This is a genomic window from Streptomyces sp. NPDC029159 (assembly GCF_055564055.1).
The window spans coordinates 1-22,169 of record NZ_JBVHWT010000001.1 but is presented as its reverse complement, the minus strand read 5'-3'; the positions used below and the strand labels follow the sequence as shown (position 1 = coordinate 22,169).

At 73.7% G+C, this 22,169-nt stretch carries 21 protein-coding genes; 12 read left to right on the top strand and 9 right to left on the bottom strand.

Features of this window, described 5'->3' with window-relative positions; translation table 11 throughout:
• Window positions 1–109: 109 nt before the first annotated feature.
• Both ACZ4U4_RS00105 and ACZ4U4_RS00100 read right to left on the bottom strand, forming a co-directional pair.
• Window positions 110–1,099 (bottom strand): NAD-dependent epimerase/dehydratase family protein, encoded by a 990-nt coding sequence (locus ACZ4U4_RS00105; RefSeq protein WP_467867706.1) that lies wholly within the window; start codon window positions 1,097–1,099, stop codon window positions 110–112.
• A gap of 220 nt (window positions 1,100–1,319) precedes the next feature.
• Window positions 1,320–2,168 carry a hypothetical protein gene (locus ACZ4U4_RS00100; RefSeq protein WP_467867704.1) on the bottom strand — a complete coding sequence of 283 codons (849 nt, stop codon included), beginning with the start codon at window positions 2,166–2,168 and terminating at the stop codon, window positions 1,320–1,322.
• Between the two features lie 424 nt (window positions 2,169–2,592).
• Here ACZ4U4_RS00100 and ACZ4U4_RS00095 point away from each other — a divergent pair, with 424 nt between their 5' ends.
• Window positions 2,593–3,201 carry a phosphatase PAP2 family protein gene (locus tag ACZ4U4_RS00095; protein ID WP_467867702.1) on the top strand — a complete coding sequence of 203 codons (609 nt, stop codon included), beginning with the start codon at window positions 2,593–2,595 and terminating at the stop codon, window positions 3,199–3,201.
• A 90-nt stretch (window positions 3,202–3,291) separates the two neighbouring features.
• Here the strand turns inward: ACZ4U4_RS00095 and ACZ4U4_RS00090 are convergent, their stop codons facing one another.
• The gene (locus ACZ4U4_RS00090) at window positions 3,292–3,852 is read right to left on the bottom strand and encodes a pyridoxamine 5'-phosphate oxidase (RefSeq protein WP_467867700.1); all 561 of its coding nucleotides are present in this window, start codon (window positions 3,850–3,852) and stop codon (window positions 3,292–3,294) included.
• A gap of 329 nt (window positions 3,853–4,181) precedes the next feature.
• On the opposite strand from ACZ4U4_RS00090, the gene ACZ4U4_RS00085 reads away from it, so the two are divergent.
• From ACZ4U4_RS00085 to cseC, 5 genes are all read left to right on the top strand, one after another.
• Window positions 4,182–5,144 carry an HhH-GPD family protein gene (locus tag ACZ4U4_RS00085; RefSeq protein WP_467867698.1) on the top strand — a complete coding sequence of 321 codons (963 nt, stop codon included), beginning with the start codon at window positions 4,182–4,184 and terminating at the stop codon, window positions 5,142–5,144.
• 416 nt (window positions 5,145–5,560) lie between these two features.
• Window positions 5,561–6,166 carry a SigE family RNA polymerase sigma factor gene (locus ACZ4U4_RS00080; RefSeq protein WP_078654326.1) on the top strand — a complete coding sequence of 202 codons (606 nt, stop codon included), beginning with the start codon at window positions 5,561–5,563 and terminating at the stop codon, window positions 6,164–6,166.
• 55 nt (window positions 6,167–6,221) lie between these two features.
• On the top strand, window positions 6,222–6,893 hold the full coding sequence (locus ACZ4U4_RS00075) for a hypothetical protein (RefSeq protein ID WP_467867696.1): 672 nt from the start codon (window positions 6,222–6,224) through the stop codon (window positions 6,891–6,893).
• Between the two features lie 9 nt (window positions 6,894–6,902).
• Window positions 6,903–7,619 carry a two-component system response regulator CseB gene (gene cseB, locus ACZ4U4_RS00070; protein ID WP_030288712.1) on the top strand — a complete coding sequence of 239 codons (717 nt, stop codon included), beginning with the start codon at window positions 6,903–6,905 and terminating at the stop codon, window positions 7,617–7,619.
• 8 nt (window positions 7,620–7,627) lie between these two features.
• Window positions 7,628–8,929 (top strand): two-component system sensor histidine kinase CseC, encoded by a 1,302-nt coding sequence (gene cseC, locus ACZ4U4_RS00065; RefSeq protein WP_467867694.1) that lies wholly within the window; start codon window positions 7,628–7,630, stop codon window positions 8,927–8,929.
• 62 nt (window positions 8,930–8,991) lie between these two features.
• Here cseC and ACZ4U4_RS00060 read toward each other — a convergent pair whose 3' ends face one another.
• A complete protein-coding gene (locus ACZ4U4_RS00060; RefSeq protein WP_467867692.1) occupies window positions 8,992–9,918 on the bottom strand; it encodes an MBL fold metallo-hydrolase in 927 nt (308 codons plus the stop codon).
• Window positions 9,919–10,139: 221 nt separating this feature from the next.
• Between ACZ4U4_RS00060 and ACZ4U4_RS00055 the strand changes: the two genes are divergently transcribed.
• Complete coding sequence (locus ACZ4U4_RS00055) at window positions 10,140–11,522, top strand: gluzincin family metallopeptidase (protein ID WP_467867690.1); 1,383 nt, start codon at window positions 10,140–10,142, stop codon at window positions 11,520–11,522.
• A 104-nt stretch (window positions 11,523–11,626) separates the two neighbouring features.
• A complete protein-coding gene (locus ACZ4U4_RS00050) occupies window positions 11,627–12,298 on the top strand; it encodes a hydrolase (protein WP_467867688.1) in 672 nt (223 codons plus the stop codon).
• 103 nt (window positions 12,299–12,401) lie between these two features.
• Here the strand turns inward: ACZ4U4_RS00050 and ACZ4U4_RS00045 are convergent, their stop codons facing one another.
• On the bottom strand, window positions 12,402–13,292 hold the full coding sequence (locus ACZ4U4_RS00045) for a DUF4190 domain-containing protein (RefSeq protein WP_467867686.1): 891 nt from the start codon (window positions 13,290–13,292) through the stop codon (window positions 12,402–12,404).
• A 191-nt stretch (window positions 13,293–13,483) separates the two neighbouring features.
• Entirely contained in the window at window positions 13,484–13,675 is a 192-nt protein-coding gene (locus ACZ4U4_RS00040; RefSeq protein ID WP_467867684.1) for an RICIN domain-containing protein, read from the bottom strand.
• 47 nt (window positions 13,676–13,722) lie between these two features.
• Here ACZ4U4_RS00040 and ACZ4U4_RS00035 point away from each other — a divergent pair, with 47 nt between their 5' ends.
• Window positions 13,723–13,863 (top strand): hypothetical protein, encoded by a 141-nt coding sequence (locus ACZ4U4_RS00035; RefSeq protein ID WP_467867682.1) that lies wholly within the window; start codon window positions 13,723–13,725, stop codon window positions 13,861–13,863.
• Between the two features lie 46 nt (window positions 13,864–13,909).
• Here ACZ4U4_RS00035 and ACZ4U4_RS00030 read toward each other — a convergent pair whose 3' ends face one another.
• Window positions 13,910–16,369, bottom strand: coding sequence for a serine/threonine-protein kinase (locus ACZ4U4_RS00030; protein ID WP_467867680.1), 2,460 nt, complete (start codon window positions 16,367–16,369; stop codon window positions 13,910–13,912).
• A gap of 187 nt (window positions 16,370–16,556) precedes the next feature.
• Between ACZ4U4_RS00030 and ACZ4U4_RS00025 the strand changes: the two genes are divergently transcribed.
• Entirely contained in the window at window positions 16,557–16,871 is a 315-nt protein-coding gene (locus ACZ4U4_RS00025; RefSeq protein ID WP_467867678.1) for an SH3 domain-containing protein, read from the top strand.
• 126 nt (window positions 16,872–16,997) lie between these two features.
• On the top strand, window positions 16,998–17,570 hold the full coding sequence (locus ACZ4U4_RS00020) for a hypothetical protein (RefSeq protein WP_467867676.1): 573 nt from the start codon (window positions 16,998–17,000) through the stop codon (window positions 17,568–17,570).
• 383 nt (window positions 17,571–17,953) lie between these two features.
• Here the strand turns inward: ACZ4U4_RS00020 and ACZ4U4_RS00015 are convergent, their stop codons facing one another.
• Window positions 17,954–19,402: a M1 family metallopeptidase gene (locus ACZ4U4_RS00015; protein ID WP_467867674.1), complete on the bottom strand. Its 1,449-nt coding sequence runs from the start codon at window positions 19,400–19,402 to the stop codon at window positions 17,954–17,956.
• A 415-nt stretch (window positions 19,403–19,817) separates the two neighbouring features.
• Between ACZ4U4_RS00015 and proC the strand changes: the two genes are divergently transcribed.
• Window positions 19,818–20,627 (top strand): pyrroline-5-carboxylate reductase, encoded by an 810-nt coding sequence (gene proC / locus ACZ4U4_RS00010; RefSeq protein WP_467867672.1) that lies wholly within the window; start codon window positions 19,818–19,820, stop codon window positions 20,625–20,627.
• Window positions 20,628–20,784: 157 nt separating this feature from the next.
• Here the strand turns inward: proC and trpS are convergent, their stop codons facing one another.
• On the bottom strand, window positions 20,785–21,780 hold the full coding sequence (trpS, locus tag ACZ4U4_RS00005) for a tryptophan--tRNA ligase (protein WP_467867670.1): 996 nt from the start codon (window positions 21,778–21,780) through the stop codon (window positions 20,785–20,787).
• Between the last annotated feature and the right edge of the window lie 389 nt (window positions 21,781–22,169).

Here is a 22,169-nt window from a genome sequence, read left to right as displayed (position 1 = left end):
GCGCGGAGCGCCGACGGTACGTCTGAATGCGGCGGGCCCGGGGCCGTTGGCTTCCGGGCCCGCCGCGCTCATGTCCGGCCGGGGGCTGCCCTGCACCCCAGCCCGCCCGTCACGCCGCCCAGAAGGCCGCTTCCTTCTCCGGCGGCAGTCCCGGTGCGGGCCGTCCCGGATACAGCGGGGCGGTGCCGCCGATCGACCGCAGCCACTCCCAGGTGTCGGCGACCGTCTCCGTCACCGGGCGGCACCGCAAGCCGGTGGCCAGCGCCTTCGACACCTCGCCGCGGTGCAGCGTGTCGTGCTGCTCACCCGGCGGCAGCCACACCGGCAGCTCCGTCCACGGCTCGATCCCGGCGGCCAGCACCGCGTCCGGATCGGCCCAGCGCAGCTCGGCGTCCGCGCCCGTCACCCGGAGGCAGGCGTCGAGGAGTTCCCCCATCGTGGCGTGGCCGGTCGGGCTGACGAGGTTGTACGCACCGCCGGGGATCCCGTCGTGCAGCGCGTCCAGTGCCCATACGGCGAGGTCACGGGCGTCGATGTACTGGAGCGGCAGCTCGCGCGGCCCGGGGGCGAGGACCGGCCCGCCGCGGGCGATGCGGCCCAGCCACCACGGCAGCCGCCCGATGTTCTCGTACGGACCGAGCACCAGCCCGGCGCGGGCCAGCACCGCCCGGTCGCCGAACGCCTCCTGGACCGCCAGCTCGGCGCCCCGCTTGGCCCGCGCGTAATCGTCGGCGGAGGTGTCGTCGGGGGAGCCGTCGACCACCGGGCCGCTCTCGTCGAGCCCGGCGGCGCACGGGAACGGGTGGACCGAGCGTGAGGAGACGTAGAGATGGCGCCCCACGCGGCCGGACAGCAGCCGCGCGGCGTCCCGGGCGGCGGCCGGTGCGCCCTTCCAGGTGTCGACGACCGCGTCCCAGCTGCCGTCCTCCAGTGCCGCGAGCCCGCCCGGGACGCTCCGGTCGCCGATCCGCACCTCCACCCCCATGGGCGGCGCGGAATGCCCGCGGTGGAAGACCGTCACCTCCCAGCCCCGGCCCAGCGCCTCCTCGACGACCGACCTGCCGACGAACTCGGTCCCACCCAGCATCAGTAGCTTCATGCGCCGACTGTGCCCCGCCCGGCGGCGGCCCACCAGGGGCGCATGCTCTCAGCGAATCCTCTGCGGGCGGAACAACCGGAGGCGGTACGTCCGAGGGCGGGGGAGCGGGCCGTGGGCTGCGCCGAACGGGACCTGGAACGCGCAGGTCAGAGGCTGGAACGCGGGAGACGGGGCGGCCGGGCGGGGCGGTGGGGCGGCGGCCCGGCCGGCCCGTGGGGGGTCAGTCCTTGGCGAGCGTGAACTCCGTGTGCACCGCGGTCAGGCCTGGGACGGCGGCCTCGACGCGGTACTTGCCGGCCGGGACGGAGGCGGCGCTCGGGGTGGCGCACTGCGGGCCGCCGGCCCGGCGGTCCCAGGTGACGGTGCGGGTGACGGTGGCGTGCGCGGGGATCTTCATCAGGGCGGCGGCGGAGCCCTTGGGGCAGTCGTCGGAGGCCCACACCGGGTCGTCGGCGGTGGTGTCGGTGATGGTCAGCACCGCGGCCTTCGCGCCGAGGTCGACCTTGCAGTCGGCGCCGCCGGTGTTCTTGACGGTCAGCTCGAACTCGGGCTTCGTCCCGGGGTGGTAGGAGTCCTTGACGCTGCGCAGTGTCAATTCGACGCTGCTGCCCGTGCAGTTCGGCAGCGAGGAACCGGCCGCCACCGGAGCGCCGCCGGTGCCCGTGCCGATCGGGCCCTTGCCGGAGCCGCCTGAGCCCGCGTCATCGGAGCCCGAGCCGCCGGAGCCGGAATCCCCGGAGCCGGAATCCCCGGAGCCGGAGCCCGAACCGGAGCCCGAACCCGAGCCGCCCGTGCCGCCTCCGCCTCCGCCGGCGCCCGACTCGTCGCGGCCACCCGGCTTCTGACTGATCGCCGGGCCGGTGGAGGACGGGCCCGGGGTGATGGCGTCGGCCGGGCCGTGGTCCGCGGCGCCCTTGCCCTCGGTGTCGGTGGGGCCGTTGCCGCCGCCCCAGTTGAGGATCCACACCACCAGGAGGGCGAGCAGCGCGAAGATGCCCAGCGCAACGGCTCTCCGCCGCCAGTAGATGGAGGAGGGGAGCGGACCGATCGGATTGCGCAGAGATCCCACGCGGAAACTCTACGAGAGATCACCCCCGGCACCGGCCAGTACCCGCCGCACGAAACGGCAACTTTTCTCATGATCGTTCCGGTGGCGGGACGGGAAGCGGGAACGGTACGCCGCCGGGGGCGTCCCGGAAGCGTTCCGTGGACGTCCCGGGGGCGGACGGCCGGGACGCCCCCGGGGGCCGTTCCAGGGGGCTGACCAGGGCATTCCGGGGCGTTTCCCCGCCGTTCCAGGGTTCCGCCCCCGTATGGGGGCAGACCGCGCCATGGAACGGGCCGTGCCCCCGCACCGTCCCGCGCGTCCCGGGGCCGTCCCGTCCTGCACCGTTCCCGAACGGTCACCGGACGGGCGCCCCGCGTTGGCCGGAGGGTCCCGGAGCCGTAGGCCAGATGCGCTAAGGGCCCGGCATTACGTACCGTCTGCCCTCATGAACAGCACCGACCTCTATCGCGATGTCACCGACTTCGCGCACGGCACCCCTGGGTGGGTCCATTCCTTCGCCGATGCCGGTACCGAAGGCGGGATCCTGCTCCTGATGGCGGTGGCCGTCCTCGGCTGGTGGCGGGCGCGGCGCCTCGAACCGCGTGCGGTCGCGCTGGCCGTGCTGGTGCCGGTGGGCACGGCCGTCGCCTACCTCCTGAGCGAGATCCTCAAGAGCTTCGTCCAGGAGGAGCGGCCGTGCCGGGCGGTGGCGCACGCCGCCGCGTCGATCGCCACCTGTCCGCCCGAGGGGGACTGGTCCTTCCCGAGCAACCACTCGGTGATCGCCGCCTCCCTCGCCGTCGGGATCTTCCTCGCCTGGCGGGCGGCGGCCTGGCTCGCGGTGCCGGTGGCGCTGCTGACCGGCTTCTCCCGGGTCTTCGTCGGCGTGCACTACCCGCACGACGTCGCCGCCGGACTGCTCTTCGGCGCCGTGATCGCGGCGGTCTGCGTGCTGGCGCTGGCCGGTCCGATGACCGCGCTGGTGAGCAAGCTGCGCACCGGACCGCTGAAGCCGCTGGTCGAGGCGCGCCGGGGGTCGCACGCGGCCGGCTGACCGGCGCAGCGGGGGAGAGCACCGAGTGGCGGCACAGGGCCAGGGGCCCTGGGGCCGCCACTCCTGTATGTGCGGGCCGGCGGAGGGGCGCTACGGCCGCCACTCCTGTTTGTGGCCGAAGCCCCGGCCGTTGTCGATCAGGCGCAGCCAGTCGGGGCGCAGCTCCCACAGCGCGGTCCGTTCCAGGGCCGCGCGCAGCCGTGCGTCCCCGGCGACGAACGGGAACCGGCCGGTGTACGCGTCCCAGCCCGCCGCCCGCGCGGCGCCGGTCAGCTCCCGGCACCCGCCGCGCCCCTGGAGCCCGGTGAGCCCGCTCCACTCCTGACCGTCGCGCTGCGCCGTGAACGCCACCCGGGCGCCGGGCCGGGCCAGCGCCCGCCCGTGCCGGGTGGAGTGCGCGGTGACGAAGTACAGCAGGGGCGCGGCGGCGTCCCCGCCCGGCGCGTAGAGCACCGCGCACGCCTGCGGCCCCTCGTCGTCCGCGTAGGCGAGCGTCAGCGTCGTATGGGCGGCCAGTGCCTGCCGGATCTCGGCCGGGCAGTCCCGGGACCCGGCCGCCGCGGCCCCGCCGCCCGCCCCCGGGCCCGCGCCGCCGGGCCTGCCGTCCCCGGGTGCCCCGCCCTCGGGCCCGTCCGCCTCGTACGTGGTCATCGTCGCCGTCTCCTGATCCTGGTGCCGCACCGGCCGGACGGCGCTCGCCGCCCGCCCCCTCCACTCTGCCGCCCCGGCCGGGCCGTCCCCGGGCGGGGGCACGCCCGGGGGAGCCGCACCCGCGCACGGACCGGACCCCGCACGGCCGGGCCGCCACCCCCAGGGGCCGCACCCGGAAATCGGTCCCGCGCCCCGGTCCGGCGGCCGCCCCCTACCCCCGGTAAGCCGCCACCCGTACGTACCGAGCCTCCCGCGTGCGGGTGGGCGTGCGGTGGTGCGGGCCCGGCGCGTTTCCTGGCCGGGGGCGCCCGTGCCAGGATCGTCGGGCCATGACTTCCATCCCCGCCACCACCCCCACGGTCCCGCCCTCCGCCGCCTCCCTGCCCTCCGCCGCCGTACCGGCCTCGGAGGGGCCCGACGGGTCCCAGCTCCACGCCCCCGTCACCGACTGGTTCGACGCACACGCCCGCGACCTGCCCTGGCGCCGCCCCGAGGCGGGCGCCTGGGGCGTGATGGTCAGCGAGTTCATGCTCCAGCAGACACCGGTCAGCCGCGTGCTGCCGGTCTACGAACAGTGGCTGGCCCGCTGGCCGCGCCCCGCCGACCTGGCCGCCGAGGCGCCCGGCGAGGCGGTCCGCGCCTGGGGCCGGCTCGGCTACCCGCGCCGCGCACTGCGCCTGCACGCCGCCGCGCTGGCCATACAGGAACGCCACGGCGGGGACGTCCCGCGCGAGCACGGCCAGCTGCTGGCGCTGCCCGGGGTCGGCGAGTACACCGCCGCCGCCGTCGCCTCCTTCGCGTACGGGCAGCGGCACGCGGTGCTGGACACCAATGTGCGGCGGGTCTTCGCCCGCGCCGTCACGGGCCGCCAGTTCCCGCCGAACGCCACCACCGCCGCCGAGCGCAAGCTCGCGCGGGCGCTGCTGCCGGACGACGAGCGGATCGCCGCGAAGTGGGCGGCGGCCACGATGGAGCTGGGCGCACTGGTGTGCACGGCGCGCGGCCCGGAGTGCGGGCGCTGCCCGATCGCCACCCGGTGCGCCTGGAAGCTGGCGGGCTCGCCGCCCCACGAGGGCCCGGCCCGCCGCACCCAGACGTACGTCGGCACCGACCGGCAGGTCCGCGGCAAGCTCCTCGCCGTGCTGCGGGAGGCGCTGGCGCCGGTGCCGCAGGCGGCGCTGGACGCGGTGTGGGACGAGCCGGTGCAGCGGGCCCGCGCGCTGGACGGCCTGGTCTCCGACGGTCTCGTCGAACCGCTGCCCGGCGGCCGTTACCGCCTGCCGCGCACCTGACGGCCATCTGATCCGGTCGCCGGATCGGCCGGACGGAGGGACGCGTCCCGGGGCGCGTCCCTCCGCCGTTCCGGAACGCGTTCCCGGGACACGTTCCAGGGGCGCCGTGACCGGGACGCGTTCCAGGGACGTCCGGCCACCGTTCCCGGGACGGCCCCGCACCGTTCCGGAACGGCTCGCCGCACCCCGGTCGCCGCAGGCACCGCATCCCGGCTCTCGCCCCCGCCGTCCCGGCCCGTTCGTACCTCCGGAGGCCCCCGTCCGTCCGGAGGATGACGCATTTCGGACCCGCCGTCCGTCCCTGGTAGGACCCCCGGCCCGCTGTTACACAACCGACGGATTTCCGTGCACTGCCTGTGGTGCCGACGCACATTGCGCCGCAACACCCCCTCCGTAGCGTCCTCCTCGTGCCGGAGATGACCACCGGCACGGTCAACGTGGGGATTCGCAAGCGGAGCGGAGGCGTCGGGATGGCGACCAGCGGCGGCAAGGTACTGGACTTCGAGGAGTACGTACGGACGCGGCAGGAGGCCCTGCTGCGCAGCGCCCGGCGGCTGGTGCCGGACCCCGTGGACGCCCAGGACCTCCTGCAGACGGCGCTGGTGCGCACGTACGGCCGCTGGGACGGCATCGCGGACAAGTCGCTGGCCGACGCCTACCTCCGCCGCGTCATGATCAACACCCGTACCGAGTGGTGGCGGGCGCGGAAGCTGGAAGAGGTGCCCACCGAGCAGCTGCCCGACGCCAGCGTCGACGACGGCACCGAGCAGCGCGCCGACCGCGCCCTCCTGATGGACATCCTCGGGGTGCTCGCACCCAAGCAGCGCAGCGTCGTCGTGCTGCGACACTGGGAGCAGATGAGCACCGAGGAGACGGCTGCCGCGCTCGGCATGTCGACAGGTACCGTCAAGAGCACGCTGCACCGGGCCCTGGCCCGGCTCCGCCAGGAGCTGGCCGACCGTGACATCGACGCGCGCATGCTGGAGCGTGGCGAGACGGAGCGGGACCGGTGCGCGGCCTGACCGGTACGGCATCAGGAACGGCGGCCGTGCGAACACCACGGTGAGCAGGAGCGGATTGACCAGGAACAGGTTGACCACGGGCGGGTTGACCACAGGAGGCGCGGCCACGGCGGGGGTGGCCGCGCTCGGTCTGCTGCTCGCGGGCTGCCACCCCGGCAGCGAGGGCGTCCGCAGCGAGGGCACGCCGACCAGCACCGCCCCGGCCCCCGGCCACGCCCCCTCCACCGACCCCACGCCCACCACCGGCGCCTCGCTGAAGAAGATCGACGCGGTGGCGCTGCTGAAGAGCGACGCGAAGGTCAGCGGCGAGGTGAAGCGGACCCTCGCCAAGCCCTGCGTCGCGGACGCCTACCCGGTCGAGGTGACGTACGCCTCAGTCACCGGCGGCAAGGCTCCCGACGTCATCGTCAACGTCATGACCTGCGCGGATTCCATCGGTATCGGCGCCTACGTCTACCGCAAGAGCGCCGCGGGCGGCGGCGGGTATGACAACGTGTTCAGCGATGAGCAGCCGTCCGTCTCCGCCGGGGTCGACAAAGGGGACCTGGAGGTCTCCAAGCAGACCTACGACACCGGCGACGCGGTGTGCTGCCCGTCCGGTGAGGACGTGACCACCTACCGCTGGTCCCACGACCGTTTCACGGAGCTGGACCGCTACCACACGGACTACAGCAAGGCCACCGTCGACGGCCCCGGGCCCGGAGACGACGACACATCGGAGGGTTGAGACAACGGCATGGCCGACACCCATGTGCTCTTCGTCGAGGACGACGACGTCATCCGCGAGGCCACCCAACTCGCCCTGGAACGCGACGGCTTCGTCGTCACGGCGATGCCCGACGGCCTCGCCGGTCTGGAGGCGTTCCGCGCCGACCGACCGGACATCGCGCTCCTCGACGTGATGGTCCCGGGCCTGGACGGCGTCAGCCTCTGCCGCCGCATCCGGGACGAGTCCACCGTCCCCGTGATCATGCTGTCCGCGCGCGCCGACTCCATCGACGTCGTCCTCGGTCTGGAGGCCGGCGCCGACGACTACGTCACCAAGCCGTTCGACGGCGCCGTCCTCGTCGCCCGCATCCGCGCGGTGCTGCGCCGGTTCGGCCACGCCAGCGGCCCGGACGCACGCAGCGGAGGCCAGGCGTCCGGCGCCGACGCCGGGCCCGCCGAGGCGATACTCCGCTTCGGGGACCTGGAGGTCGACACCGAGGGCATGGAGGTCCGCAAGGGCGGCGAGCCGGTCGCGCTGACGCCGACCGAGATGCGCCTGCTGCTGGAGTTCTCCGACGCCCCCGGCACCGTCCTGACCCGCGACCGCCTGCTGGAGCGGGTGTGGGACTACGGCTGGGGCGGCGACACCCGCGTCGTCGACGTCCACGTCCAGCGGCTGCGCGGCAAGATCGGACAGGACCGCATCGAGACGGTCCGCGGCTTCGGCTACAAGCTGAGAGGCTGACGCGCCAGGTGTTGAGGCTCCCCCTGCGGACGGGGCTGAGGTGGAAGCTCAGTGCCGCCATCGCGCTGGTCGGCGCGCTGGTGGCGGTGGCGCTGAGCCTCGTCGTGCACAACGCGGCGCGCGCCTCGATGCTCGACAACAGCCGTGACGTCCAGATCGAGCGGCTGAACTCCACCCAGCGGATCTACGAGTCGACCGGCCAGCTGCTGTTCAGCGCCAAGATTGACGACCCGGCGATCCCCGCGGAGCTGCGCAAGGAAGTCCTCACCAACACCCGCGCCACCTACCTCCAGGACAACGGCGAGGCCGCCCCCGAGGTGTGGGCCGCCTCCCCGCTCGGCGGCGGCCGGGTCCTGTCGATGCACGGCCGCTACTACGACCGCTTCAAGGTCCTCGACGACCTCGACCAGGCGCTGGTCGTCGGCTCGACCGCGGTCGTCGTCGGCGGCTGCGCGCTCGGTGTCCTGGTCGGCGGCCGGCTCTCGCAGCGGCTGCGGAAGGCCGCGGCCGCCGCCGGGAAGCTCGCCGACGGCGACACCTCGGTCCGTATCCGGGACGAGGTCGGCGGCCGCATCCGGGACGAGACGGACGACCTGGCCTGGGCGGTCGACGCGATGAACGACGCGCTCCAGCAGCGCATCGAGGCGGAGCGCCGGGTCACCGCCGACATCGCCCACGAACTGCGCACCCCCGTCACCGGTCTGCTCACCGCCGCCGAACTGCTGCCCCCGGGCCGCCCCTCGGAGCTGGTACGCGACCGGGCGCAGGTGCTGCGCACCCTCGTCGAGGACGTGCTGGAGGTGGCGCGCCTCGACGGCTACGCGGAGCGCGCCGAGCTCCAGGACGTGGCGCTCGGCGAGTTCGTCGCCCGCCGGGTGCGGGCCCTCAACGCCGATGTGGGCGTCGAGATCGTCCGGGACGCGGAGGTCACCACCGACCCGCGCCGCCTGGAACGCATCCTCGGCAACCTCATCGCCAACGCCGCCCGGCACGGCAAACCGCCGATCGACGTCACGGTCGAGGGCCGCATCATCCGCGTCCGCGACCACGGCAAGGGCTTCCCGGAGGCGCTGCTGAAGGAGGGCCCGAGCCGGTTCCGTACCGGCAGCAGCGACCGCGCCGGCCGTGGCCACGGCCTCGGCCTGACCATCGCCGCAGGTCAGGCCCGGGTCCTCGGCGCCCGCCTCACCTTCCGCAACGCCGACGAACTGGGCGACGGCTCGACCGGCGCCGTCGCCATCCTCTGGCTCCCGGAGAACGCCCCGACGGCCACGGGCAGCTTCCCGGTGATCCATCTGCCGGAGCGGTGATCCCTTACGGGAGCGGCAACCCGTAAGGGAACCGCCCGCCCCCTACGGGTCCCTGCCGTCCCTCACGGCCCCGCCTCCGCCACCATCGCGCTGATCCACAGCTCGGGGACGAGCCGGTATCCCGTCCCGTGCCGTTCCACCCGGCTCAGGCCCGGGTACTCCGTGTGCGCGCCCGCGAGCAGCGCGCCGTCCGCCGCCGCGCCGCGCAGCACCGCCTTCCGGGTGCGGGCCGCGGCCGGGGCGTCGACGTCGAAGACGACGGTGGCGTCGGGGCGCGGTGCCTGGACGGCCGGCAGGTGCAGCAGATCGCCGACGAGGAGGACGGTCCGGCCGCCGCCGGTGAGCCGGTAGCCGCAGTGGCCCGGTGTGTGGCCGGGCAGCGGGAACGCCGTGAGGCCCGGCAGGACGGAGTGCTCACCGGTGAACGTCCGGATCCGGTCCCGGTACGGCGCCAGGGCGCGGGCCGCACCGGCGCGGGTGATCTCCGGCGCCCACGGCGGCAGCCCCTCGGCGGGCTCCGGTACGGGCGCGCCGACGCCGTCCGGCAGCCAGTACGCCAGCTCCTCGGTGCAGAGCACGACTTCGGCGTGCGGGAAGAGCGGGGAGCCGTCGGCGGTGACGAGCCCACCGGCGTGGTCCAGATGAAGATGGGTGAGCAGGACGGTCCCGATCTCCTCGGGCCGTACGCCGGTCCCGGCCAGTGCATGCGGCAGGTGGCCCAGCGTGGGGCCCCAGCCGTGCCCCATGCCCGCGTCGATCAGCGCGGGTCGGTGGCGCGGCCCGCGGAGGAGATACATGGTGTGGGTGAGGGCGGCGCACTCCGGCCGGTGCGACGCCTTCTGGAGGCGCGCCGCCTCCCCGGTGTCGAACCGTGGAAGGACGGTCGCCAGATCGGCGGCGAAGAACCCGTCGCTGAGGGCCGTCAGGGTCGCCTCCCCCACGGGCCAGTGGACGGCGCTGGAGTAGGGGCTCGGGACAGTGGATGCCATGGTCTCTCCTGTCGTCGCCGCCAGTATGGAGAGACCGCGGGCCGGGGCGACAGCCCCTCAAGGGTCGTCCTGCGCCCTACGGGGCGGACCCGTACGGGACCTGCCCTGAGCGCCCCGGCCGGGCGGCCCGCGCCGGGCCGCACAGCTGCACGGCGGCGCCGTCACGGAAGCATCATCTGCCACGCATCCCCCGGGCACACCGCCTTCCTAGGGTCGGGGCCATGAGCGCCCGGAAGAATCTCTGTGTCAGCGCCGTGACGGCGGCAACCCTCCTCTCCGCCCTGGGAGTTGCGGCAACGGCCTCGGCGTCGGTAGCGGCCCCGGGCACGGGAACGGCCCCGGCGGCGGGCCCGGCCGCGTCCGGATACCGCGTCGGCTCCTACGATGTCCGGCTCGATTACGACCCCGCCGGGGACACCCTCTCCGGGGAGGCCACCTTGGACCTCGTCGTCCAGGACCGGCAGGACGCCTTCGACCTCAAGCTCCAACTCCCCGCTCGCTCCGTGCAGGTCGACGGAACCGCCGCCACGGTCTCCGCCGACAGGAGCACCCTGCACGTGAAGCCGAAGGCCCCGCTCGCCCCGGGCAAGCACACGGTGCGCGTCACCTACGTGGGCGATCCGAACCACATCCTCGACGCCCCGGACGAGGCGAACCCGACCTGGGCCCCGACCAAGGACGGCGGCCACTACCTCGCGCTCAACAGCACCGGCGTCCTCTTCCCGGCCAACACCGACGCCACCGACCGCTCGGCCGTCCACCTCCGGGCCCGCGTCCCCGACGGCTGGACCGCCGTCTCCAACGGCCCGTCCCGCGCCCCCGGGAAGGACGGCGACCGCAAGGTCTACGAGTGGGACAACCCGGACCCGATGCCGGTCTCCTCCGTGCAGTTCGGCGTCGGCGACAAGTGGACCGAGGCAGACACGGAGCTGGCGGACGGCACCCCCGTGCACCTCGTCCACGGCGACGGCGCCGCGGAGCGTGCCCGGAAACTGGCAGAGCCCCTGACAGAAGCGGCCACCTGGGAGGCGGGCCTGTTCGGGAAGTACCGCCACAAGAGCCTGACCGTCTCGTTCCTGGACTTCAAGGACGCGTACACACCGAACGTGACCGGCTGGAACACGATTTCCATGGCCATGGAATACGCGGACGGCACGGAAACACGTCCCATCACCCAGGATGTCCTGGTCCACGAGCTGGCCCACACCTGGCTGGAAGCCATCCCGGCCCAGGACGACAAGGTGGAGGAGGCCATCCCCACCTATCTGCAATGGGCCTGGCAGGAGAAGTTCCGGGATGCGGACCTCGTCGCGAAGTACCGGGAACGGGTGAAGAACATCCAGTGGGAACGCGCCAGTGTGTACACCGTCGGTGAGGTGAGCATGTACGCGCTCCGGCGGCTGGTCGGGGACGCGGCGTTCGACCGCGCCCTGAAGGGCTGGCTGCCCGCCCACGCCGGCCGCCCCACCGCCTGGGACGCGTTCCGGACCTCCCTGGAACGGCATTCCGGCAGGGACCTGAAGCCGTTCTTCGCCGCCTGGTACCCGGCGGCGCCCGGCTACCCCGGTGACGACTTCGTCTGGCCCGCCTGGGCCAAGGGCTGACGGGCCACGGCCGCGACCACCCGCTCCCCGGGGCCGGGTGAGCAGCCGCCCCCGAGCGGGTGCGCCCGGACCCTGAGAGGCTGGGGGAGGAAAGGGGGACGCCCATGACCGCCGATGCCGCACGCCGCAAAACGGACCCCGAGCCGGTCCGGGACCCGGCCGCCGACCCGCTGCTCACCCCGGACAACTGCGCCGTCGTCCTCATCGACTACCAGGAGGGCCAGTACGCCACCATCGGCTCGGCGAGCCGCGAGGAGATCGATCTCGGCGCCGTCACCCTGGCCAAACTGGCCCGCGCCTACGCGATCCCGACCGTGCTGAGCACCGTCGCCGTCGGGATGGGCGTCAACGAACCCACGGTCCCCGAGCTGACCGCGGAGCTGCCCGGCGTCCCGGAGATCGACCGCACCGGGGTCAACTCCTGGGAGGACGCCGATTTCCGCGCCGCCGTCCGGGTGACCGGCCGCCGGAAGATCGTCATGGCCGGGCTGTGGACCGAGGTCTGCCTCGCCTTCCCCACCCTGGACATGCTCCGCGAGGGCTTCGAGGTCTACCCGGTGATCGACGCGGTCGGCGGCGTCTCCCCGGTCACCCACGCCACCGCCATCGCACGGATGACACAGGCCGGCGCCCGGCCGATCACCTCGCTCGCCTTCGGCTGCGAGCTGATGCGCAACTGGGCCCGCCCCGACGCCGACCTCTACCGCACGATCATCAACGACTACTTCCGCCGCAAGCAGGCCATCGGCGAGCAGACCGGCACCCTCTTCCGCTGAGCCCGCCCCCGCTTCCCGGGGCCCGGCCCTGCCCGTAGAGGACGAGCCCCTTACGGGCAGGGCTGGGCCTGCGTCCCCTACGGGATACGTCCCCCACGGGGCGTCAGTGCCCCAGGCTCCCGCTCCAGTACGCGTCGTCCGACTGCATCGCGTCCGGGCTGAACGCGACCTCCGCCTTCCCGGCGGCCTTCGGCGGCAGCGAGAACGCGTACCTGCCGGCCGCCTTCCGCCCCGGCAGGACGTAGCCGTCGATGACCTTCTGCCGCCCGCTGCCGTCGATCACCAGCTCCGCCGACGCACCGTCCGCATCGCTGACGTCCGGCAGCCCGGTCTTGACCCGCACCCGCTCGTCGCCCGTGTTGACCACGGTGACGGTGACCTCGATGGCCTTGTTGCCCTCGGCGTGCCCGTTGGCGAACGCGTCCGGCGTGAACGGCACCGGCCTGTCGACCGTGACCTTCAGCCCGTCGGAGAAGGTGTACGCCTCCCCGAACGCCAGATGGCGGGCCTTCTCCGCCGCCGCCTCCGCCTTCTTGGACGCCCGGTCGGAGGCCCTGATCTCCTTGACCTCGGCCCGCGCGTGGTCGACCGCCTTGTCCACGACCACCACCGCCAGGACCCCGCTCGCCGCGGCGATCAGCAGTCCGACGGCGCCCAGGAACACACCGGCCAGCGCCATGCCACGGTTCGTCGCCACGCCCTTGCGTGCCTGTGAGACGCCGACGCCGCCGAATATCAGGGCCAGCACCGCGGGCAGCCACGCCAGCCAGAACAGCACGACGAAGAGGGCGAGCACGACACCGGTGACGCCGAGCACCAGCGCGCTGATGCCCATGCCGTTACGGGGCTGCGGCGCGCCCCACGGAGCCGCCATCGGGTAGGGCGCCTGCTCGATCGGTTCCGCCCCGGGCGGCGGCGGTGCCCAGGGATCGCGCTCGGCGCCCTCGGGTCTGCCGTCGGGCTGCTGGTCTCCGGGCGGAGCGGGCACACTCATGCGAAGTCCTCGTATCGATCCGAAAGAGACGAACCTGCGACAATAGCAGTCAGTTTGGCGAGTTCCTTGCCCGTTTTCCGGCTCTCCACCGGGCCCTCCGCCGTCGCTCAAGGAAGCTCCGCACTCGGGCCGTTGCCGAGAGCCCACTCCTGCCACACGTTCCCCTGCTCGCAGGGCCCGTCATCACGGGCTCACCCTCTGTGGTTCCGGTCCAGATCGAGAACCTTGCCGGGCGTCTGGGCCGACTCCAGGGCGACGGTGCCGTCGTCGTAGGAGTGGAGCGTCCACCACTGGTTGCGGCCGGTGTGTTCACCGGTCCCTTCGTAGGTGGTGACGGCGGTGCCGTCGCCGGAACGCCCTTGGAACACATCGAGGTACGGCATCGCGTTGGCATGGCCGCGGAGGGTGGCCGTCCTGGTCTCCGTACGGGATGCGGGCTGCGGTAACTGCGGTTCGTCCGTCCCGGGGGACGGGGCCGGCGCTCGGCGACCGCGGCTGGGGCAACTGGGGCATGACCGGCTGGTTCGACAGCGGCAACGACGGCAAGACCGCCACGTTCCACAAGCCGTGACCCCGCACCGCCACGGCTGACCCCGCGGCGGCGGCCCAGGGCCCGGTCACCAGATGGCCGGGTCCTTCGCCGTCGCGGCGAGGACCGTGCCGTCCGGGGACGCCCCGTAGACCCGGTCGCCGTGCGGCGCGGGAGCGGGCACGGTCTCCAGGAAACCGTTGTGCCGGGTGGCCTTGAGGCGCGGCGGGGTCTGGCCGGTCAGATCGCCGTTGCGGGCGTCGAGGGCGAGGAGACGGCCGTCGGCGGAGGAGAAGTACAGCCGGTCGCCGGCCGTGACGACGGGCGTGGAACCGCGCGCCACGGAGGTCTCGACATCCCACGTCCGCGCCCCGACGGCCTGGAGCGCACCGCCCTCGGCCAGCAGATACGCCGTCTCGCCGCGCACCGTCGCGAGGACGCCGTCCAGCGGGGCGGCGAGCGGGAACCGGTGGCTGCGCCGGGCGTGCGGGTCGTAGCGGACGACGGCGGTGGTCCGGGAGGCGAGCTGCGGCTCGCCGGCGGTGAGATAGAGCGACCCGGAGGCGCCCGCTCCGGCGACGGTCAGCATGCCGGGCAGCCGCGCCCGCCAGCGGACGTCGCCGGACGCCGGGTCGATGGCGGTGACCTGCGTGGCGGTGCCGTCGGCGCTGTTCTCGGCGGCGTACGCGGTACGGGTGTCCGCCCCGTACGTCCGGAACGAGGGCAGCGCGTGCCCGGCGAACGTGCGGCGCCAGCGGGTGCGGTGGGTGGCGCTGTCGAGGGCGGTGACGGTGCCGTCGGCGGCGGTCAGCAGGACGGTGTTCCCGGTGAGGGCGGCGCCGCCCTGGTAGGCGGTGAGGTCGATGGACCAACGGGTGCGGCCCCCGCCGGCGGCGGACGGGTCGAGGGCGCTCAGCTCGGTGCGGTCGGCGGAGGTGACGTAGAGCAGGCCGCCGGAGAGCTGCGGCGCGGGCGGCGCGGTGTCCGTCTTCCCCGGCGGCGGCGCGGCACGGCGCCACACCACCTTGCCGGTCGCCGGATCGAGCCGGGCGGCGGTCACCCCGCGCTGCGCACAGAACACGGCCCCGCCGCTCCCCGCCGTACAGGCCGGCATCTCGGCCTCGTGTCCGGCGGGACGCGGCAGCAACGTCGTACGCCAGGGGTGGAACGCGGCGGTGGGGGACGGCGCGGGACGGCGCGGCGCCTCCCCGCCGGACGCGGCGTAGGCGATGACGAAACCGCCGGTCAGCGTGGTGGCGAGCGCGGCGGCGGCCCAGACGAGGAGCCGACGGCGCGGCCGCCGCGCCTTCCCGGAGGCGCCGTTCGAGGGGCGGGACGGAGCCTCGGCATCCGGTTTCGTTCCAGCCCGGAACGCGTCTGCGGGCCTGGTACCGGGCCCCGTTCCATCCTGGAACGCGGCCCCGGGCCCGGCAGCGGGCTCCGTTCCACCCTGGAACGTGGCCTCCGGCCCGGCGCCGGATTCCCCCTCCGTCACCTCCCGCAGCGCATCCCGTACGTGCGTCACCTCCGCGGACGGCGCATCCGCGGCGGGCCACTTTGGAACGGCAGCCCGTGCCTGCGCCCCCGCATTCCCCGGAACGAGCGAACCGTCGGGCGGCCCCGCCTGCCCTGGAATGCGCGGTGCGGCCGCGAGACCCACCGGGGTGTCGGACGGGCCGTCCTCGGCCAGCCGCTCCCACAGGTCGAGATGGATCTCGGTCGGCAGGTCCGTCCGCAGCCGGTCCATCAGGGCGCGCGGCGTCGGCCGGTCCGCCGGATCCTTCGCCAGACAGGCGGCGATCAACGGCGTCAACTCCTCGGGCACACCGTCCAGATCGGCCTCGTCGTGCACCACCTGGTACGCGACCAGGTACGGGCTGTCCGAGTCGAACGGCCCCCGGCCCGTCGCGGCATGCACCAGCACCGACCCCAGCGCGAAGACGTCCGCCTGCGGACCCACCTCACGCGGACGCTGGAACTGCTCGGGCGCCATGAACGGCGGCGTCCCGATGAGTTTTCCGGTCTCGGTGCGCATCTCGCTGTCGGACGGCCGCGAGATCCCGAAGTCGATGACCTTCGGCCCGTCCGCCGCCAACAGGACGTTGCTCGGCTTCAGATCGCGGTGCACCACCCCGGCGCGGTGGATGTCGCGCAGCGCCTCGGCGAGGCCGCAGGCCAGCGCCCGCACCTCACCGGGCGGCAGCGGCCCGTTCCGCTTCACCTGCTCGGCGAGGGTCGGCCCGGAGATGTGCAGCGTCGCCATCCACGGCCGGTCGGCGTCCGGGTCCGCGTCCACGACCGGCGCGGTGAACGCCCCGCTGACCCGCCGGGCGGCCGCCACCTCCTGCCGGAACCGCCCCCGGAACTCCGGATCCTGCGCGAACTGCGCATGAATGACCTTGACCGCGAGCGGCAGCCCCGACGGCGAACGGGCGAGGTGCACCTCGCCCATCCCACCCGCGCCCAGCCGCGATTCCAGCCGGTACTGCCCCGCATATCCCGGATGTTCCGCTTCCGGCTCCACGCCGGTATCCCGCAGCGGCGACATCGTCCACCCCCGTGTCCTTCGCCGTGCCGAACCCCGCGTCCACAGGGCGCAGGGGTACGCGCGGAGCCTAGTCGATGGCGCGTACGAGACGTACGGGGCTTGCTAGCGTGCCCGGTGCACAGGCGCCTGCCACCCGGGTACGGCGCACCACCGCGCGCGACCGCGCGCTCCACGGGGGAGTACACGAATGAGCGACATCCAGGATCTTTCGGGTGCCATTACGGGCGACGTCGAGGCCCTCGCCGCAGCCGCGAAGTCCTATCCCTTGGTCCCCGGCTACCGCGTCAACGTCCGCCAGGGCCCCAGCACCGCCACCCCGGTCGTCCGGCAGCTCCCGGCCGGCTCGTACGTCCAGATCCGCTGCCAGCGCCACGGCCAGCGCGTCTCCGGCCCGACGGGCGTCTCCGACATCTGGGACGCGATCGGGGGCGGCGGCTACGTCTCCGACAGCTACGTACGGACGGGCAGCAGCGGCTTCGTGGCACCGCAGTGCACCTCGTGATGCCGGGCCCGCTCGCCCGTTGCCCGTACGGGGCGTGAGCCGGGCGCTCCGAGGGGCGCTCCGGGGCACGTCCCCCAGGGGACCCGCGGTTCCGCGGCGCTCCGGGCGGGCGGCGATAATCGAGGTATGAGCGACGAGCGGACGACCCCCGGCGGCCCGGAGCGCGGACCCGGCACCGGCCCGGCCGACGGCGGGCCCGCGCCGGAGCCGATCCGCTTCTTCGGCACCTGCTGGCTCCACCACGACCGCGGCTACGCGCTGCGCCGCATCGCCGTCGCCGCCGGCTCCCTGCTGGCCACCCTGGCCGGTGCCGTCGTGCTGCGGTTCGCGTTCCAGGGCCTGGCGATCGGCGAGGTCGGCCCGCTGGTGACGGTGCTGGTCGTCGCCGGTTTCGCGGTCTGCAGCGCGCTCGCGTTCCGGCGTACCTGGGACGGGTTCGTCCGCCGCCCCGACCCGTCCTCGGCGAGCGCCGCCGACCGCTCCGCACAGAGCCTTCTGCTGATCGGCTTCCTCGGCTCGCTGTTCGCCTACTTCTGCCGCAGCCTGATCGAGGCCCCCGGCGAGAAGCTGCACCGCGCCGAGTACGCCGCCGCCCGCTCCCGCCACGAACGCCGCCGCACGGCCCGTACGGGCAACCCGGCGGCGAAGCGCACGAAGAACGGACCGAACGCGAAGTCCCCCAAGGGGAAGCGGAAATAGCGGCCGCGCCTTCCCGGGGCGCGGCCGGCACGCGTGCCCCGTAAGGGCATCCCGTAGACGTACGGGCGAGGCGACGGGCCGGAGCCCGGACCACCCCGTGGGGGAGAAGGCAGGCCCGGCCCCTGCACCCGTAAGGGCAAGGCAGCCCGACCCGTACGGGGACCGCCCCAGGAAGGCGCACCCCACGGCACACGAGCCGCCGCCGGAACCGCCCCGGACGTCCTCGCCGCCCTCCAGCTGCGCCCCACGCCCCGGCTGCTCCACTGGACCCGCCGCGTCCCGCTCGCCACCCACCTCACGGCCGTCCGCCGCGCCCACGGCTGGACCCGGGGCGGGCCTCGCTCTCCCGGAGGCGCGCACCCGCCCCGCCCAGGGCCGGCCGCTCAGTACTCCCAATCCGGCCGCCCCTCCCCGTAGAGCCAGTCGTCGAACAGATCCGTCAGATCCACCTCCGTCCGCTCCTGACAGAAGTCGATGAATTCCTCGGAATCCGCGTTCCCGTGCCGATGGGCGGCCGGCCACTCCTTCAGAATCCGGAAGAACGCCTGCTCACCGACCGCGTTCCGCAACTGCTGGAGCACCATCGCGCCCCGGTCGTAGACCGGCGTCTCCGTCACGTTCTCCGCCGACCCCGGATCCCCCGGCGGGAACTCCCACAACTCCTCGTACGAATCGCCGTCCGCCTCGTCCTCGTCGTCATCCTCCAGCGCATACAGCGCATCGAACCGCTCCTGGGGCGTGCGCCCGCCCTCGTGCGCCTCCCACAGCCACTCCGCGTACTGCGCGAAACCCTCGTTCAGCCACGTGTCCTCCCAGGTCCGCGGCGTCACCGAGTCCCCGAACCACTGATGCGCCGTCTCGTGCACCACCGTCGGGGTATCGGGAGCGCCCGTGTACACCGGCTTCGTCTGCGTCTCCAGCGCGTACCAGTCGATCCGCTCCGGCGTGTGGTCGACGATCGCCCCGGCCGACGCGAACGGATACGGCCCGAACAGCTTCTGCGACCAGGCCAGCACCTCCGGCAACCGGTCGAGCGCCTTCCGGCTGCTCGCCGCCTCCTTCGGGTCCACCGCGACGTACAGCGGCAGCCCGTCCGCCGTCCGCGACTGATGCACGTCGAACCGCCCGATCGTCGCCGTCGCCAGATACGTCGCCATCGGCTCCCCGGAGTGCCACGCGAACGTCGTCCGGCCCTTGGACGTGACGCTCGACCGCAGCTCCCCGTTCGCGACCGCGGTGTACCCGCGCGGCACGGTGATCCGGAAGTCGTACGTCGCCTTGTCGGACGGATGGTTGTTCCCCGGGAACCACGTCATCGACCCCGCGGGCTCCCCCGAAACGAACGCCCCGTCCGCCGTCTTCACCCAGCCCTCCGTCGCCCCGTCCGCATCCGTCATCTCCTGCGGCACCCCGTCGTACGCCACGGTCGTCCGGAACGTGCTCCCCTTCCGCAGCCCCGCCGCCGGACGCACCGTCAGCTTGTGTCCCTTACGGGAGAACCCGGCCGGCGCCCCGTCGACCCGTACGGAGGTGACCCGCAGCCCCTGAAGATCGAGCCGGAACGCACTGAGGTCCTTCGTCGCCTTGGCGCTGATCCGCGCCGTCGCCTCAAGCCGCTTCTTCGCCACGTCGTACGCCAGATCCAGCCCGTAATGCCGCACGTCGTACCCGCCGTTCCCGAGCGAGGGAAACAACGGATCCCCGACCCCGCCGGCCCCCGCCGTCCCCTTGACCGCCGCCCCCTGCGTACAGGACGACACCAGCAGAACGGTGGCGAGCACGGCGCACGGGACACCGGCCGCGCGACGGGAACGAAGGGACCGGCGCTTCATGAATCTCCAGACACAGAACGGAACGCGGCACACCGCGCCGAAACCGCACCGGTCACCCCGTCCGGCCCCGCATGATCACGAACCGTCGATCCTACGGACTTTTCCGGTACGGGACGGGACAGAACCGGTGAGGAGCGACGAAGGGGACGGGGCGGCGGCACCGGGCATCCCCTACGGGACCGGCACGCACGCGGCCGCCCCGGCACGTCCCCTACGGGCCCCACCCCACCGTCCGCACCCCGGAACACCCCCGCCGCCTCCCACCCCCAAGTGCGAGGATGGCCGCGCAATCAGGCAACCCCAGGACGTGCCACCACCGCCCGCCCGGCCCGGGCCCCTAAGGGAAACCGACAGGGCGACCGGCGGGAAACCGGCACCCCACCCTGGCACCACCACCGGCGAGGTGAAGCGCAACATGGCTCAGAAGGTCGCCGTACTCGGCACCGGAAAAATCGGCGAAGCCCTGCTCAGCGGCATGATCCGCGGCGGCTGGGCACCCGCCGACCTGCTGGTCACCGCCCGCCGCCCCGAGCGCGCCGCCCAACTCCGCGAGCGCTACGGCGTCGAAGCGGTCACCAACGCCGAGGCCGCCGCGGCCGCCGACACCCTGATCCTCACGGTCAAGCCGCAGGACATGGGCGCCCTCCTGACCGAACTCGCCCCGCACGTCCCCGCCGACCGCCTCGTCATCAGCGGCGCCGCGGGCGTCCCCACCGCCTTCTTCGAAGAGCGGCTGGCCGCGGGCACCCCGGTCGTCCGGGTCATGACCAACACCCCCGCCCTCGTCGACGAAGCCATGTCCGTCATCTCCGCGGGCACCCACGCCACCGGCGACCACCTCCGCCGCGCCGAGGAGATCTTCGCGGGCGTCGGCAAGACCCTGCGCGTCCCGGAGTCCCAGCAGGACGCCGCGACCGCCCTCTCCGGCTCCGGCCCGGCCTACTTCTACTTCCTCGTCGAGGCCATGACCGACGCCGGCATCCTCCTCGGCCTGCCCCGCGACAAGGCCCACGACCTCATCGTCCAGGCCGCGATCGGCGCCGCCGTGATGCTCCGCGACAGCGGCGAACACCCCGTCAAACTCCGCGAGAACGTCACCTCACCCGCCGGCACCACCATCAACGCCATCCGCGAACTGGAGAACCACGGCGTCCGCGCCGCCCTCCTCGCCGCCCTCGAAGCCGCCCGCGACCGCAGCCGCGAACTCGCCTCGGGCAACGGCTGAGCCTCCCCCAGGGGGCTCCCCTACGGGCCGGCAACGACCCGTAGGGGAGCCCGCTCGGGGCCTGCGCCCCGGTCCCGTAGGGGAGCGCCTTACGGGCAAGAGCTGAGCCCGTAAGGGGAGACCAGCCCACAGCCCCGCAGGGCACGGCCATCCCGCCTCACACCGGCGGCAGCAACCCCACCGCCCGGTACGCCGCATCGACCCGCGGCCGCGCCATCGCCCGCGCCCGCTCGGCCCCGCCCCGCAGTACACCGTCGACGTACCCCGGATCCGCGGCCAGCTCCGCATGCCGCTCCCGCACCGGCCGCAACAGCTCCACCACCGCCTCCGCCACGTCCTTCTTCAACGCCCCGTACGAGCCGTACGCCCCGGCCAGCGCCTCGGGCGGCTCTCCCGTGCACGCCGCCAGAATCTCCAGCAGATTCGCCACCCCGGGCCGCTCCACCGGGTCGTACCCGACCTCCGGACACGCATCCGTCACCGCCCGCCCCACCTTCTTGCGCACCGTCTCCGCCTCGTCCAGCAGATAGACGATCCCGGCCGTCCGCGCATGCGACTTCCCCATCTTCGCCGTGGGCTCCTGGAGGTCCTTCACCCGCGCCGCCACCGGCGGGCGCGTCGCCCGGGGCACCACGAACACCGGCCCGTACCGCTGGTTGAACCGCACCGCCAGATCCCGCGTCAGCTCCACGTGCTGCGTCTGGTCCTCACCCACCGGAACCTCATCCGTCCCGTACGCCAGGATGTCCGCCGCCATCAACGCCGGATACGTCAGCAACGACAGCCGCACCTCCGCGCCGCCCTGCGCCTTCTTCTCCTTGTACTGGATCATCCGCCGCATCTCCCCGTCGGATGCGGTGCACTCCATCAGGTACGAAAGCCGCGCGTGCTCATCCACCTGGCTCTGCACGAACACCGTGCACCGCTCCGGATCCAACCCCGTGGCCAGCAACAACGTCGCCGCCTGCCGGGTCAGCCGCCGCACCCGCGCCGGATCGTGCGCCACGGTCAGCGCATGCAGATCCACCACACAGAACAGCGCGTCCGCCCGGTGCTGATCCACCTCGGCCCACTGCCGCAGCGCCCCCAGGTAGTTCCCCAGGGTCAGATGCCCCGTCGGCTTCACCCCGCTGAAGATCCGCGTCCTCGCCATGTCGTCCTCTCCTGCCGTCCGGTACGCGGACGCCGTTCGGCGCCGCGCGGACCACCGGGCCCGACGGCCGGCTGCGGGAGGGAGAAACGCGAACGGCCGCCGAGGCGGCGGCCGTGGTCGTGCATGCGCTGTGGTCGGCCGCCGTCAGGCGGGCCACCACTGCTGTACGTGCGCATGCTGGGTCATGGCGGCCAAGCTACCCCGCAAATCCGGGGCCCGCCCCAGGTTTGAAGCACTCAGGGGCCTCGTGTACTGTTCCCCGAGTTGCCACACAGCTGTAACGGTTCTGTGGCGGCCGTCCGCCGCATCGCGGCACACCACTACTGCACGACTCCTCACCGGGACGAATTTCGGCATGCCCGAATTTCACACCGCGACGTGATTATGCG

Bases quoted from the DNA above. Each gene is read 5' to 3' on its own strand.
- trpS (WP_467867670.1), bottom strand. From the start codon at position 21,780: ATGGCGAGGACGCGGATCTTCAGCGGGGTGAAGCCGACGGGGCATCTG.
- ACZ4U4_RS00095 (WP_467867702.1), top strand. From the start codon at position 2,593: ATGAACAGCACCGACCTCTATCGCGATGTCACCGACTTCGCGCACGGC.
- ACZ4U4_RS00105 (WP_467867706.1), bottom strand. From the start codon at position 1,099: ATGAAGCTACTGATGCTGGGTGGGACCGAGTTCGTCGGCAGGTCGGTC.
- ACZ4U4_RS00085 (WP_467867698.1), top strand. From the start codon at position 4,182: ATGACTTCCATCCCCGCCACCACCCCCACGGTCCCGCCCTCCGCCGCC.
- ACZ4U4_RS00080 (WP_078654326.1), top strand. From the start codon at position 5,561: ATGACCACCGGCACGGTCAACGTGGGGATTCGCAAGCGGAGCGGAGGC.
- ACZ4U4_RS00045 (WP_467867686.1), bottom strand. From the start codon at position 13,292: ATGAGTGTGCCCGCTCCGCCCGGAGACCAGCAGCCCGACGGCAGACCC.
- ACZ4U4_RS00060 (WP_467867692.1), bottom strand. From the start codon at position 9,918: ATGGCATCCACTGTCCCGAGCCCCTACTCCAGCGCCGTCCACTGGCCC.
- ACZ4U4_RS00020 (WP_467867676.1), top strand. From the start codon at position 16,998: ATGAGCGACGAGCGGACGACCCCCGGCGGCCCGGAGCGCGGACCCGGC.
- ACZ4U4_RS00030 (WP_467867680.1), bottom strand. From the start codon at position 16,369: ATGTCGCCGCTGCGGGATACCGGCGTGGAGCCGGAAGCGGAACATCCG.
- proC (WP_467867672.1), top strand. From the start codon at position 19,818: ATGGCTCAGAAGGTCGCCGTACTCGGCACCGGAAAAATCGGCGAAGCC.
- ACZ4U4_RS00050 (WP_467867688.1), top strand. From the start codon at position 11,627: ATGACCGCCGATGCCGCACGCCGCAAAACGGACCCCGAGCCGGTCCGG.
- ACZ4U4_RS00035 (WP_467867682.1), top strand. From the start codon at position 13,723: ATGCGGGCTGCGGTAACTGCGGTTCGTCCGTCCCGGGGGACGGGGCCG.
- ACZ4U4_RS00015 (WP_467867674.1), bottom strand. From the start codon at position 19,402: ATGAAGCGCCGGTCCCTTCGTTCCCGTCGCGCGGCCGGTGTCCCGTGC.
- ACZ4U4_RS00055 (WP_467867690.1), top strand. From the start codon at position 10,140: ATGAGCGCCCGGAAGAATCTCTGTGTCAGCGCCGTGACGGCGGCAACC.
- ACZ4U4_RS00090 (WP_467867700.1), bottom strand. From the start codon at position 3,852: ATGACCACGTACGAGGCGGACGGGCCCGAGGGCGGGGCACCCGGGGAC.
- cseB (WP_030288712.1), top strand. From the start codon at position 6,903: ATGGCCGACACCCATGTGCTCTTCGTCGAGGACGACGACGTCATCCGC.
- ACZ4U4_RS00025 (WP_467867678.1), top strand. From the start codon at position 16,557: ATGAGCGACATCCAGGATCTTTCGGGTGCCATTACGGGCGACGTCGAG.
- ACZ4U4_RS00040 (WP_467867684.1), bottom strand. From the start codon at position 13,675: ATGCCGTACCTCGATGTGTTCCAAGGGCGTTCCGGCGACGGCACCGCC.